Consider the following 13,287-nt stretch of genomic DNA (forward strand, 5'->3'; position numbering starts at 1 on the left):
AGCGGTTGGCCCCTCGGAGCCGAGGGCGCGTCAGCGTCGATTCAAGGCCTATCGCCGATCAAGCCTGTTCAGATCCGTTGTCGCCGTTTCCAGCATTTTGTGCCGAGACAGCGTCCTTCATTCGGGTAGCCCGGCCATCCGCATGCCCTCCGAGGCGAGCGCGAAATCCTGCGGGCGGCGGACGAGCAGCCAATCGTCCAAAACGCCAACCCGTAAAGTCGGATCCAGCCTGCGAACGTGGGCCATCGCTTCTCGGGCGTCGTCCATCCGCCCGGCCAGCGCATGGCTCGCCGCCATGAAGGCGGCCACCCGCAGGACGTTCGGCATCTGCCGCGACGCCCGCTGCAGTGACGCCACCGCCTCGTCGAAGCGGCGGCAATACAGATGTCCCATCGCGATCCCGGTCTGCATCTGAAATATCTCGGGGTCGAGCGGGCTGAGCCGCATGGCGCGACTGAAATAGTCGATCGCGCTGTCGTGTTCGCCCATCGAGATTCGTTGATACCCGCCGAGATACCAGATCGTCGACGAATTCGGATTGAGCACCAGCGCGCGGTCTACATGGGCGACGCAGGTGTCCAGATCGCCGCCGAAATGGGGCCATGCGTGGCCGCCACGGCACAATGCAACTGCGTCGTTCTTGTTCAGCGTCACCGCGCGCTGGCACAACCGCGCCGCCTCGGCGCCATCGGCGGCGCGGTCTGTGAGCCAGCGATTCATCTTGCGCCAGTAGAAGCACCACGCCGCCATGCCATAAGCCGCAGCAAAGTCCGGATCGCGATCGATCGCCCCGTAGAACAGTGGCAACGCCGCATCGATTCCGTCGCGGGTCGCGGTGTGGAATTGCGCCAGCCCGCGGAGATAATAGTCGTAGGCATCGAGGCTTTCGGTCGGCTTGCGCTTGGCGCGTTCGATTTCGGCGAGCTCGAGCTGCGGCGCAATCGCGCCGACGACGCTGGCGGTGATCTGGTCCTGCAGCTCGAAGATGTCGTCCATCGCGCTCTCGAACCGCTCAGCCCACAGATGAGCGCCGGTGGAGGCGTCGATCAATTGTCCGGTGATGCGCACGCGGCCAGCGGAGCGGCGCACGCTGCCTTCCAGCACGTAGCGTACGCCCAGTTCGCGGCCGATCTGCTTCACATCGACCGCGCGGCCCTTGTACGTGAAGCTGGAATTGCGGGCGATCACGAACAGCCAGCGGATTCGCGACAGACCGAAGATGATGTCTTCGACGACGCCGTCGGCGAAGTAGTCCTGAGCGGGGTCCCCGCTCAGGTTCAGAAACGGCAGCACAGCGATCGAGGGCCGGTCGGGCAGGTCGAGCGCGGCAACCGGCTTCTCCGCCGACGGCACGATCGCGATGCGCTGATCGGCCGCTACGTGCACCTCGCCGACAAAGCGGAACCCCTTGCGCGGAACGGTTCGAATCAGCCGCTGCCCCTCTCCACTGTCTTCCAGCGCCTTGCGCACAGCGTTGATGTGGCTGGCCAGCGTCGATTCCGAGACGATCCGCCCGCCCCAGACCGTGTCGAACAGATCATTCTTGCTAACGACGTGGTCGCGGTTGCGCACCAGATACAGCAGCAGATCGAAAGCCTGCGGCGTGAGGCTGACAGCCCCGGAGTCCCGCCGCAACTCCCGCCGGTCCTCATCGAGGACATAGGCTTCGAAGGTGAACCGCACCACAAAGACCCTGATTGAAATCGAGCGGCATCCCGCTCTCGGCGCACCCCAGCCGAGGCTGCTGCGCCCTGTTTGGACGAAACTGCAAGCAGATTTCAAGCGAAAACCAAGGGCGCTGCACGTCCCTACCAAGGTCTTGGGCCGGATTCCGGCGCATCCTTGCCGCCTCTGGAGCGAACGAGACGCGAGGGCACAATGAAGATCGTGGTGATCGGCGGCAGCGGCCTGATCGGAAGCAATGTGGTGCGCAGGCTTCAGGCCAAAGGCCACGAGGTGGTCGCGGCCTCGCCCTCCTCCGGCGTCAACACGTTGACCCGCGAGGGCCTCGCCGAAGCAGTCGACGGTGCACAAGTCGTAATCGACGTCGCGAACTCGCCGGCCTTCGACGACAAGACCGCGATGGATTTCTTCCGGACCTCGGGCCGCAACCTGCTGGCGGCCGAAACCGCCGCCGAGGTGAAGCATCATCTCGCGCTGTCGGTGGTGGGTACCGACCGACTGCAGACGAGCGGCTATTTTCGCGCAAAGCTTGTGCAAGAGGAGCTCATCCAAGCATCAAGCCTTCCATACACCATCCTGCGCGCGACCCAGTTCTTCGAATTCATCGACGCGATCATCGCAGGCGGCGCTGAGGGCGACGTGATCCGGCTGTCGCCCGCGCATCTCCAGCCCGTCGCTGCCGACGACGTCGCGGCCACACTGACCGAATTGGCGCTTGGTCCGCCTCGCAACCGCATAATCGAGATCGCTGGTCCCGAAAGGCGTGGCCTCGATGACTTTGCACAGCAGGTTCTGGCCGCCAGGGGCGACACACGCCGAGTGATCCCCGATATCCACGCGGACTATTTCGGCCTGACCCTGAACGATCAGTCGCTGACGCCGGGCGACGAGCCACAGCTCGGGCGGACCCGGCTCGCCGACTGGCTCCACAACCCACTCCTCACCCCAAAGGATGCAAAACCATGAGCACGATCACCACCAAGGACGGCACCGAGATCTATTACAAGGACTGGGGCCAAGGCCCTGTCGTGACCTTCTCGCACGGCTGGCCGCTGAATGCAGACGCCTGGGACGGCCAGATGCTGTTCCTTGCCCAGCACGGCTTTCGCGTCGTCGCGCACGACCGGCGCGGTCATGGTCGCTCCAGCCAGGCCTCGGAGCACAACGACATGAACGGCTATGCGGACGATCTCGCCGCGGTGATCGAAGCGCTTGATTTACGCGACGCCACGCTGATCGGCCATTCCACCGGCGGTGGCGAGGTCGCACGCTATATCGGCCGCCATGGTACCGGTCGCGTCGCCAAGGCGGTACTGATCGCGGCGGTGCCGCCGATCATGCTGAAGACCGAAGCCAACCCGGAGGGACTTCCGATCGAGGTGTTCGACGCCATTCGTGCAGGCGTCGCCGGCGACCGGTCGCAATACTACAAGGATCTGGCGATTGCCTTCTACGGCGCAAACCGACCTGGTGCAAAAGTCTCGCCGGGCACGCTCGACCAGTTCTGGCTGTGGAGCATGCAGGCAGGCGCCAAGAATGCCTATGAGAGCGTCAAAGCTTTCTCGGAAACTGATTTCACCGAGGACCTGAAGAAGTTCGACGTGCCGACCCTGGTCCTGCACGGCGAAGACGACCAGATCGTGCCGGTCAAGGACTCCGCGCGCAAATCGGCGAAGCTCATCAAGGGCGCCAAGGACGTCTACTACCCGGGAGCCCCGCACGGCCTGACGGCCACCCATCAGGATCATATCAACGCCGAGCTGCTGAAATTCATCCGGAGCTAGCGATCTCGTTCACCTGAATTGCAGACCTCAACGAGAAAGACAGCAGCATGGACAAACCTGCCCACCGCACCCTCGCGGGCGTCGTCGTTCCCGACACTCCCATAGTCGATGCCGCAATCGAACATGCGCGGCAGCACTGCGCGCCGTATCTGTTCAACCACGTCGTCCGCTCGTGGCTGTTCGCGGCAAGGCTCGGACAATTGCAGAACGTAGTGCACGATGAGGAGGTGCTCGCGGTCGGCACCCTGCTGCACGACATCACGCTGAATGAAAGCTTCGCCGGACCGCGCCGCTTCGAGGTCGAAGGCGCGGACCTGGCGCGGCACTTTGCCGCCGAGCGCGGCTTCGACCGGCGCCGCGCCCAGCTGATCTGGGACAGCGTCGCGCTGAACTCGACCCCGTCGATCGCTCTCTACAAAGAGAGCGAGGTTGCACTCGCCACAGCCGGCATCTGCTTCGACGTCATCGGGCTGCAATACGACGTCATTCCCGCCGCCGAAGTGTCGCGGATCATCGCCGAATTCCCGCGAATGCAGATCAAGCGGCAATTCCGCCGCTGCTTCTGCCATATCGCAAGCACCAGGCCGGAAACAAGCTACGACAATTTCATCCGAGATTTCGGCGAGCGCTTTGTCGAAGGATACAGGGCGCCTTCGGTGGTTGATCTGGTGGATGCAGCGCCATTCGCCGAGTAGGATTGCATCTCAACCCGACCTGAGCGACCGCGACGACAAGGTTATCCGAAATCCGGTCGCGGGCCGCTCCGGTCGAACCAAGCACGGCTGTATCTTATCGCGCGTTAAACGCGCGCGCGAGCGAAGCGCCTAACCCCCGCCCGGATAGTTCGGGCTCTCGCGCGTGATGGTGACGTCGTGGACGTGGCTTTCGCGCAGGCCCGCGCCGGTGATGCGGACGAACTGGGCCTTGTCGTGCAGCTCCTTCATGTCGCGCGCGCCGACATAGCCCATCGCGGCGCGCAAGCCGCCGGCGAGCTGATGCATGACGTTGCCGACCGGGCCCTTGTAGGGCACCTGGCCCTCGATGCCCTCAGGCACGAGCTTGAGCGTGTCCTTGATGTCCTGCTGGAAGTAGCGGTCGGCCGATCCCCGCGCCATCGCGCCGACCGAGCCCATGCCGCGATAGGCCTTGTAGGAACGGCCCTGCCACAAAAACACTTCGCCGGGCGTCTCGTCGGTGCCGGCGAGCAGCGAACCGACCATGGCGATGTCGGCGCCGGCCGCGAGCGCTTTCGCAAGGTCGCCGGAAAATTTGATGCCGCCATCGGCGATGACGGGGATGTCGGCCTTCTTCGCCGCTTCGACCGCATCCATGATCGCGGTGAGCTGGGGCACGCCGACGCCGGCGACGATGCGCGTGGTGCAGATCGAGCCCGGGCCGATGCCGACCTTGATGCAATCCGCGCCCGCATCGATCAGCGCCTGCGCGCCTTCCGTGGTGGCAACGTTGCCGGCGACCACCTGCACCGAATTGGACAGGCGCTTGATGCGGTTCACCGCCTGCAGCACGTGACGGGAATGGCCGTGCGCGGTGTCGACGACGACAAGGTCGACGCCGGCATCGATCAGCCGCTCGGTGCGCTCGAATCCGGTATCGCCGACCGTGGTGGCGGCAGCGACGCGAAGACGCCCCTGCCCGTCCTTGCAGGCGAGCGGATGAGCAACCGCCTTCTCCATGTCCTTCACGGTGATGAGCCCGACGCAGCGATATTGATCGTCGACCACCAGCAGCTTCTCGATGCGGTGCTGGTGCAGCATCCGCCGCGCCTCATCCTGGTTGACATTCTCACGGACCGTGACAAGCCCTTCACGGGTCATCAGCTCGGAGACTTTTTGCCGGCGGTCGGTGGCAAAGCGCACGTCGCGGTTGGTGAGGATGCCGACCAGCTTGCCGGGCGTGTTCTTGCCGGCGCCGGTGACGACGGGAATCCCGGAGATGCCGTGATCGCTCATCAGCTTGAGCGCGTCGTCGAGCGTGGCGTCGGGGCTGATGGTGAGCGGGTTCACCACCATGCCGGACTCGTAGCGCTTGACCTGCCGCACCTGGGCGGCCTGCCCTTCGGGATCGAAATTGCGGTGGATGACGCCAAGGCCGCCGGCCTGCGCCATGGCGATCGCCATGCGGGCCTCGGTGACGGTGTCCATGGCCGAGGCCATGATCGGGATGTTGAGCGGAATGGCGCGGGTGACGCGAGAGCGAATGTCGACCTCGCCCGGCATGACGTCGGACAGGCCTGGCTTCAACAGCACGTCGTCGAACGTAAAGGCTTCGCGGATGCCCTGAAGTTGCACCGTGGCCATCTGCCAACTCCTTCCTGCGGCCCTGCCGCAAATGGTAATGGATGAGCGCCGCCCTCGGCGTCCCTTGCGGCAACGCCTTGAGAATCGGAGCCCATCGGTGGGGTTGACGCGGGTCGATAGCACGGCCGCGTGACGAATCAAAGCAATTCGGGCCGCTGGCCAGCCATGCACAGGGGTTTTTTGGCCGATTCAGCGGGATTGAGCTCGGTACGCCGTCCCTCCACCGGTCATTCCGGGGCGCGACGAAGTCGCGAGCCCGGAATCCATCGCGCAGCGGATGCTGCGGTCCGATGGATTCCGGCTTCGCGCCAAGTGGGCGCGCCCCGGAATGACGAAAGACGGTCACACCGTTGTTACGCGGGATTTAGGTGCCATGCATGGATCCGCAATGGTCGGCGGCGGACGGCGGTGATAAGCCGCAACTCCACTCCTCCTTCCGATTTCATTGCCCTCATGGTCGACAAGCAACGCGTCATTCCGCTGATCGTGGCCACGGCTCTCTTTATGGAGAACATGGATTCGACCGTGATCGCCACCTCGCTGCCGGCGATCGCGGCCGACATCGGCACCAGCCCGCTGACGCTGAAGCTCGCGATCACCTCCTATCTGCTGTCGCTCGCGGTGTTCATTCCGGCGAGCGGCTGGACCGCCGACCGGTTTGGCGCGCGGATGGTGTTCGCGATCGCCGTCGGCGTGTTCATGGTCGGCTCGGTCGGCTGCGCGCTCTCGACCTCGGTCACCGACTTCGTGTTCGCGCGCATCCTGCAAGGCATGGGCGGCGCCATGATGACGCCGGTCGGGCGCCTCGTGCTGCTGCGTTCGGTCGATAAGAGCGCGCTGGTCAACGCCATGGCTTGGGTGACGGTCCCTGCCCTGATCGGTCCCGTGATCGGCCCGCCGCTCGGCGGCTTCATCACGACCTATGCGTCCTGGCACTGGATCTTCCTGATCAACATCCCGATCGGGCTGCTCGGGATCTTCATGGCGCTGAAGTACATCGACCCGATCAAGAGCGAGGAACGCGAGCCGTTCGATCTCTACGGCATGGTGCTCTCTGGGCTGGGGCTCGCAGGCATCGCCTTCGGCCTTTCCGTCGCCGGCCTCAACCTGCTGCCGTGGAGCACCGTCGCCGCGTTGATCGTGGGCGGTGCGATCTCGATGACGCTCTACGTCATCCATGCGCGGCGGACCGGATCGCCGGTGCTGGACTTCTCGCTCCTGAAGCTGCCGACGCTGCGCGCCGCCGTGTTCGGCGGCTTCCTGTTCCGGCTCGGCATCGGCGCACTACCGTTCCTGCTGCCGCTCCTGATGCAGATCGGCTTCGGCCTGTCGCCGTTCCATTCCGGCCTCGTCACCTTCGCCTCCTCGCTCGGGGCGATGGGCATGAAGACGCTGGCTGCGCGGATCATCCGCACGTTCGGCTTCCGCAATTTGATGACGGTGAACGCGATCATCAGCGCGTTCTTCCTCGGCGTCTGCGCGCTGTTTACGGTGACGACGCCGCTGCTCATCATCATGGTGATCCTGGTGGTCGGCGGCTTCTTTCGCTCGCTGCAGTTCACCGCGATCAACACGGTCGCCTATGCCGACGTCGAGACCGCGCAAATGAGCCGCGCCACCACCCTCGTCAGCGTCAACCAGCAGCTCGCGATCTCGGCCGGCGTCGCCGTCGGCGCGGCCTGTGTCGAGACGACGATGTGGTTCAGCCATGTCAGCGAGCTCAACGCCACGGTGTTCGCGCCCGCCTTCGTCGTGGTGGCGCTGACCTCGGCGGCCTCGAGCTGGTTCTTCTGGCAGATGCCCGCGGACGCCGGCCACGAAATTTCGGGGCGCAAGGCGGTGGAGATCGCGAGCCGCAAGGGTGCCGGCAAGGGTGCGGAGAAGGCCGCGGTCAAGGCGGCATCCGAGGATACGCAGGACGTGCGGGATCAGCGGCTGGGGTGAATACCTCCTCGGTCATTCCGGGGCGATGCGCAGCATCGAACTATGATGCGCAATTGCGCATCTGAGAATCCATCGCACCGCGGAACGCGTCGAGACATGGATTCCGGGCTCGCCTCTTCGAGGCGCCCCGGAATGACGGAGTGCGAGGCTACGCCGCTCCCCCGCCGCGAAATCCCGTCGCCAGCACATAGCGTTCGGACGAATCCTGCCGGCTCGCCGCCGGCTTGACGTGACGCACCGTTGCAAAGTCGCGCTTGAGCTGGGCCAGCAGCTCGGCATCGGCGCCGCTCTGGAACGTTTTCGCCAGGAACGTGCCGCCCGGCTTGAGCACGTCGCAGGCAAAGGCGGCCGCGGTCTCGACCAGGCCGACGATGCGGAGCTGGTCGGTCTTGCGGTGGCCGGTGGTGTTGGCGGCCATATCGGACATCACGACGTCGGCCTTGCCGTCCAGCATCGCGGTGAGCTTCTCGGGCGCGTCGTTGTCCATGAAGTCGAGCTGCGCGAAATCGACCCCGGGAATCTCCGGCACCTCCAACAGATCGATCGCGACGACCTTGCCCTTGCCTTCCAATGATCCGACGCGCTTTGCTGCGATCTGGCTCCACCCGCCGGGTGCCGCGCCGAGATCGACCACGGCCATGCCGGGCTTCAAGAGCCGGAACTTGTCGTCAATCTCCAAGAGCTTGAACGCGGCGCGCGAGCGATAGCCCGCCGCCTTGGCCTTGGCGACATAGGGATCGTTGAGCTGCCGCTCCAGCCACAGCTTCGACGACAATTTGCGCTTGCCGCCGGTCTTGACCTGAACGTGCAAGCGGCCGGTGGTGTCCTTGGCCATACTCACCAGCTCCTGAGCGCGCCGTCCTCGCGCATCATCTCGACCAGCATGCCCTCGCGCAAGCCGCGGTCGGCGACGCGCAGGCGCGGCAGCGGAAAGGCGCGGCGGATAGCGTCGAGGATGGCGCAGCCGGCCAGCACAAGATCGGCACGCTCGACGCTGATGCAGCTGTTGGCGGCACGCTCCTCGTAGCTCATGCCGAGCAGCTTGTTGATGGTCGCGGTGATGTCGGCATCGTTCATCCAGATGCTGTCGATGCGGCGGCGGTCGTAGCGCGCGAGGTTGAGATGGATGCCGGCCAGCGTCGTCACCGTGCCCGACGTGCCGAGCAGGTGCATGTCGGCGAGATCGCGGCCGTGCTCCTCGGCGAACGGCGCGACGTGGCTTGCGACCTCCTGCTCCATCGCGGCATAGATCTCAGGCATGACGTCGCGGCCGCCGAACTGCTCGGCGAGCGTGACCACGCCATAGGGAATCGACATCCAGGCTTTTATGCGCGGCTCCGGATTGGTGGCGTCGCGCTCGATCCGCACCAGCTCGGTCGAGCCGCCGCCGATGTCGAATAGGATGGCCCCGCGTCCCCTGGGATCCACCAGCGGCGAGCAACCCAGCACGGCGAGCGCGGCCTCGGTCTCGCGGTCGATCACCTCGAGCTCGATGCCGGTCTCAGCCGCAACGCGGCTGCGGAAACCTTCCGCGTTCGAAGCCGCGCGGCAAGCTTCGGTCGCGATCAGCCGCAGCCGCCGTGCCTTCCGCAGATTGATCTTGTCGCGGCAGATGCTGAGCGCGGCGATGGCGCGCTCGATCGCGGCGTCGCTGATGCACCCGGTCGCCGAGACGCCCTCCCCGAGCCGGATGATGCGCGAGAAGGAATCGACCACGCGAAAGCCGTCCTGGGTCGGACAGGCGATCAGCAGCCTGCAATTGTTGGTGCCGAGGTCCAGCGCCGCATAGACGCCGGTTCCCGGCGCCTGCGCGCCGACGGCCGGATTGGTGGCCAACGCCACCGCCGCCATCGACCCCTCCAGCTCGCTATGCGGCGCATGGCCGTCGCGGAGCCGCGTGTGGTCATTCATACAAAGTGTCTTTCCGCGGCCGGTCGGGCCGGTCTGGAATTGATTATTCGCCTGAAACATTAGCAGCGCGGCAGGCCTGCGCAACAACGCATCACATGGGACCATGTCCAATCGTGCGTTGTCGTGAACGGGGGTGGTGGGTTATTTGAGGGAGTCCGGTGCTCCGCTGCCGCGAAAATGCGCAAATGCCGGCTTTTCAGGTCAATTCCCATGCAAGAACACACCAAATCGTCGACGCTCGAGAACGCTATTGCACTGCAAAAGTATGGCGTCGGGCAACCGGTCCGCCGCAAGGAGGACGACACCCTGGTGCGCGGCAAGGGCCGCTACACCGACGATTTCAACCTGCCGAACCAGGCCTATGCCGTGGTCGTCCGCTCGACCCATGCCCATGGCATCATCCGCGGCATCGGCCTCGATGCCGCCAAGGCGATGCCGGGCGTGGTGGGGGCGTGGACCGGGAAGGATCTCGATGCCGCCGGCTACGGCCCCTTCACCTGCGGCCTGCCGCTGAAGAGCCGCGATGGCTCGCCCCTGCTCCAGACCAACCGCCAGCCCCTGGCGACCGACAAGGTCCGCTTCGTCGGCGATCCCGTCGCCTTCGTGGTGGCCGAGACGCTGGCCCAGGCGCGCGACGCGGCCGAGGCGGTCGAGCTCGACATCGAGCCGCTGCCGGCGGTGACCGACCCCGAGGCAGCCGCCAAGCCCGGCGCGCCGCAGCTCTATGACCACATCCCTGGTAACGTCGCACTCGACTACCACTATGGCGACATGGACAAGGTGAACGCAGCCTTCGCCAGCGCCGCTCATGTGACCAAGCTCGACATCGAGAACACCCGCGTTGCCGTGGTCTCGATGGAGCCGCGCGTGGGGCTTGCCTCCTACGACAAGAAGACCGAGCGCTACACGCTTCAGGTGCCGACGCAGGGCGTTGCCGGCAACCGCGCCAACCTCGCCAAGAACCTGAAGGTGCCGAACGAGAAGGTGCGCATTCTCACCGCCAATGTCGGCGGCTCCTTCGGCATGAAGAACATCAACTATCCCGAGTACATGTGCATTCTGTATGCGGCGAAGGCACTGGGACGCCCGGTGAAGTGGCTGGACGAGCGCTCCACCAGCTTCCTCTCCGACAGCCACGGCCGCGCCCAGAAGATCCACGCCGAGCTCGCGCTCGATGCCGAGGGGCAGTTCCTCGCGGCAAAGCTGTCCGGCTACGGCAATCTCGGCGCCTACATCACCGGCGTCGCGCCGGGGCCGCTTTCGCTCAATACCGGCAAGAACTTCTCCAGCGTCTATCGCACGCCGCTGATGGCGGTCGACATCAAGGTGGTGCTCACCAACACCACGCTGATGGGGGCCTATCGCGGCGCCGGCCGGCCCGAGGCGAACTATTACATGGAGCGGCTGATCGACCGCGCCGCCGACGAGATGGGCATTAACCGGCTGACCTTGCGCAAGCGCAACTTCATCAAGCCGAACCAGATCCCGTTCGCGGCGTCCTCCGGCGTCACCTATGACAGCGGCGACTTCCAGGCCGTGTTCAACAAGGCGCTCGAAATCTCCGACCACGAGAACTTCGCCAAGCGCAAGAAGGAGAGCAAGAAGGCGGGCAAGCTGCGCGGCATTGCGGTCGGCTCCTATCTCGAGGTCACGGCGCCGCCGAGCCCCGAGCTCGGCAAGATCGTGTTCGATCCTGACGGCACCGTGCAGCTCATCACCGGCACGCTCGACTACGGCCAGGGCCACGCCACCCCGTTCGCGCAGGTGCTGTGCGATCAGCTCGGCGTCCCCTTCGAGAGCGTCAAGCTCGTGCAGGGCGACAGCGATATCGTCCACACCGGCAACGGCACCGGCGGCTCACGCTCGATCACCGCGACGGGCCAGGCCATCGTGGGGGCCGCAAAGCTCGTCATCGAGAAGGGCAAACGCGCCGCTGCACATATGCTGGAAGCATCCGAAGCCGATATCGAGTTTGCCGACGGCAGCTTTACGATCGCCGGCACCGATCGCAGCATCGACATCATGGAGCTCGCCAAGCGTCTGCATGACGGCAAGGTGCCGGAGGGCGTGCCTGACAGCCTCGATGTCGACCACACCAGCGAACCGGTCGCCTCGGCGTTCCCGAACGGCTGCCACGTCGCCGAGGTCGAGATCGACCCGGACACCGGTGTGGTGCAGATCGTGCGCTACAGCGCGGTCAACGATTTCGGCACGGTGATCAACCCGATGCTGGTCGCGGGCCAGCTCCATGGCGGCGTGGTCCAGGGCATCGGCCAGGCCCTGATGGAGCACATTCGCTACGACGACAATGGCCAGCCGATCACGGGCTCGCTGATGGACTACGCCCTGCCCCGCGCGGAGGACGTCCCCAACATGACGGTCGGCGACCACCCGGTGCCCGCCACCACCAATCCGCTCGGCAGCAAGGGCTGCGGCGAAGCGGGCTGCGCCGGCAGCCTGTCGACGGTGGTGAACGCGGTGCTCGACGCGCTGTCGGAGTACGGCATCAAGCACATCGACATGCCGCTGACCCCCGAGCGGGTGTGGCGCGCGATCCAGGAGGCGAAGGCCAAGGCGGCGTAAGGGGCACTGTCGTCGCCACAAACTCTACTGTCATCGCCCGGCTTGACCGGGCGATCCAGTACTCCGAGACGGCAGCGATTGACCGAGAAGCTGCGGCGTACTGGATTCCCCGCCTTCGCTGGGAATGACGACGTCCTTGATTGACGGGCGTGGGCTTTCCCAACTGTCCGCTACGCCGCCGCCTGCTCGCGCGGCTGGTAGATCGCGGTGTGCTGGCAATGCGCGAGCGGCGTCGTGCCGTTGGCGACGACCAGCGCGTCGAACTCGACGAAGCGGTGGCCCTTCTTCTCGTAATTCGCAGTGACCTTGGCCCGCGCCGTGATCTCGTCGCCGGCGCGCGCGGCGGACAGCAGCTGCATGCGGCTGCCCACGTGGATCCAGGGACCCAGGATGGTGTTGTCCACCAGGACGCGGTTCATGACGCGCTGGATCAGCCCGGGATGGCCGAGGCTCTCGCGGGCAAAAATCGGATCGGCCTCCCTGACGTCAGTGAGATAGTCGGCCGCATCCTGCCCGGCCCACCGGCGCGGCGTCGTGCCCAGCCATTTGCCCAGCTCGAATGTCGCAGGACTGACAGGCTTGCGCTCGGCGGCGGCGGGGACTTCGACATAGTCGCTCAACGACAATGCCGGCACCGCCGCCGGCAGCGACGCCGTTCCCGTGGCACACAGCTCGGTGCGACTGAACACCTCGATGGTCAGCAGGCCGTTGTGCTCGGTGGCATCGACATCGGCGGTCTCGCCGTCATAGACCGGCTTGATGAAGCGGGCCTCGACCAGCCCGCGCGACAGGAAGTCCCGCCCCCAGCGCGCGATCGGCACGTGCATCATGTAGGCGAAGACGTCGACGCCGGGGACCAGCCCGCCGGAAAAGCCGAAGCGGCGGGCCACATTGTCGTCGTGCATCTTGTTTTCGGATTGTTTGGCGGTGTTGTAGGCCGTGACGCGATAGGTTTCGAGCCGGTTCGGCATGACTGGCCTTTCCCTGTTCTTGTTGTTTCAGGAGCGATCGTAGGGCCTGAGGAACTGGGGTCAATCCCCTCGCCTTTGCGGCCCGAATGCGGT

10 protein-coding genes are annotated in these 13,287 nt (G+C 65.3%); 5 read left to right on the forward strand and 5 right to left on the reverse strand.

All coding sequences use genetic code 11. From position 1 onward, the window contains the following. Positions 1–117: 117 nt before the first annotated feature. Complete coding sequence (locus I6F36_RS08910; protein ID WP_225171295.1) at positions 118–1,683, reverse strand: winged helix-turn-helix domain-containing tetratricopeptide repeat protein; 1,566 nt, start codon at positions 1,681–1,683, stop codon at positions 118–120. 195 nt (positions 1,684–1,878) lie between these two features. Between I6F36_RS08910 and I6F36_RS08915 the strand changes: the two genes are divergently transcribed. Genes I6F36_RS08915 through I6F36_RS08925 form a run of 3 tightly spaced genes read left to right on the forward strand, consistent with a single transcriptional unit; the run spans position 1,879 to position 4,162 of the window. Beyond that, positions 1,879–2,649 carry an SDR family oxidoreductase gene (locus I6F36_RS08915; RefSeq protein WP_225171296.1) on the forward strand — a complete coding sequence of 257 codons (771 nt, stop codon included), beginning with the start codon at positions 1,879–1,881 and terminating at the stop codon, positions 2,647–2,649. Then, entirely contained in the window at positions 2,646–3,467 is an 822-nt protein-coding gene (locus I6F36_RS08920) for an alpha/beta fold hydrolase (protein WP_225171297.1), read from the forward strand. The genes I6F36_RS08915 and I6F36_RS08920 overlap by 4 nt, the downstream gene beginning before the upstream one ends. A gap of 47 nt (positions 3,468–3,514) precedes the next feature. Next, positions 3,515–4,162, forward strand: a complete 648-nt coding sequence (locus I6F36_RS08925; RefSeq protein ID WP_225171298.1) for a hypothetical protein — start codon at positions 3,515–3,517, stop codon at positions 4,160–4,162. 129 nt (positions 4,163–4,291) lie between these two features. Here the strand turns inward: I6F36_RS08925 and guaB are convergent, their stop codons facing one another. Continuing rightward, positions 4,292–5,785, reverse strand: coding sequence for an IMP dehydrogenase (guaB, locus tag I6F36_RS08930; protein WP_109144053.1), 1,494 nt, complete (start codon positions 5,783–5,785; stop codon positions 4,292–4,294). Between the two features lie 453 nt (positions 5,786–6,238). Here guaB and I6F36_RS08935 point away from each other — a divergent pair, with 453 nt between their 5' ends. Then, the gene (locus tag I6F36_RS08935) at positions 6,239–7,729 is read left to right on the forward strand and encodes an MDR family MFS transporter (protein WP_225171299.1); all 1,491 of its coding nucleotides are present in this window, start codon (positions 6,239–6,241) and stop codon (positions 7,727–7,729) included. Between the two features lie 148 nt (positions 7,730–7,877). Here the strand turns inward: I6F36_RS08935 and I6F36_RS08940 are convergent, their stop codons facing one another. Beyond that, positions 7,878–8,564, reverse strand: a complete 687-nt coding sequence (locus tag I6F36_RS08940; protein ID WP_225171300.1) for an RlmE family RNA methyltransferase — start codon at positions 8,562–8,564, stop codon at positions 7,878–7,880. A 2-nt stretch (positions 8,565–8,566) separates the two neighbouring features. After that, positions 8,567–9,640: a Ppx/GppA phosphatase family protein gene (locus I6F36_RS08945; protein ID WP_225125764.1), complete on the reverse strand. Its 1,074-nt coding sequence runs from the start codon at positions 9,638–9,640 to the stop codon at positions 8,567–8,569. Between the two features lie 210 nt (positions 9,641–9,850). On the opposite strand from I6F36_RS08945, the gene I6F36_RS08950 reads away from it, so the two are divergent. Beyond that, entirely contained in the window at positions 9,851–12,223 is a 2,373-nt protein-coding gene (locus tag I6F36_RS08950; protein WP_225125766.1) for a xanthine dehydrogenase family protein molybdopterin-binding subunit, read from the forward strand. A gap of 170 nt (positions 12,224–12,393) precedes the next feature. Here I6F36_RS08950 and I6F36_RS08955 read toward each other — a convergent pair whose 3' ends face one another. Beyond that, positions 12,394–13,194, reverse strand: coding sequence for a hypothetical protein (locus tag I6F36_RS08955; protein ID WP_225125768.1), 801 nt, complete (start codon positions 13,192–13,194; stop codon positions 12,394–12,396). Positions 13,195–13,287: the final 93 nt, after the last annotated feature.

It is taken from the genome of Bradyrhizobium sp. BRP19 (genome assembly GCF_020194195.1).
Taxonomy (GTDB): Bacteria; Pseudomonadota; Alphaproteobacteria; order Rhizobiales; family Xanthobacteraceae; genus Bradyrhizobium; species Bradyrhizobium yuanmingense.

Coding starts and splice junctions, on each gene's coding strand:
- I6F36_RS08920 (WP_225171297.1), top strand. CDS start 2,646: ATGAGCACGATCACCACCAAGGACGGCACCGAGATCTATTACAAGGAC.
- I6F36_RS08955 (WP_225125768.1), bottom strand. CDS start 13,194: ATGCCGAACCGGCTCGAAACCTATCGCGTCACGGCCTACAACACCGCC.
- I6F36_RS08915 (WP_225171296.1), top strand. CDS start 1,879: ATGAAGATCGTGGTGATCGGCGGCAGCGGCCTGATCGGAAGCAATGTG.
- I6F36_RS08950 (WP_225125766.1), top strand. CDS start 9,851: ATGCAAGAACACACCAAATCGTCGACGCTCGAGAACGCTATTGCACTG.
- I6F36_RS08925 (WP_225171298.1), top strand. CDS start 3,515: ATGGACAAACCTGCCCACCGCACCCTCGCGGGCGTCGTCGTTCCCGAC.
- I6F36_RS08940 (WP_225171300.1), bottom strand. CDS start 8,564: ATGGCCAAGGACACCACCGGCCGCTTGCACGTTCAGGTCAAGACCGGC.
- guaB (WP_109144053.1), bottom strand. CDS start 5,785: ATGGCCACGGTGCAACTTCAGGGCATCCGCGAAGCCTTTACGTTCGAC.
- I6F36_RS08945 (WP_225125764.1), bottom strand. CDS start 9,640: ATGAATGACCACACGCGGCTCCGCGACGGCCATGCGCCGCATAGCGAG.
- I6F36_RS08935 (WP_225171299.1), top strand. CDS start 6,239: ATGGTCGACAAGCAACGCGTCATTCCGCTGATCGTGGCCACGGCTCTC.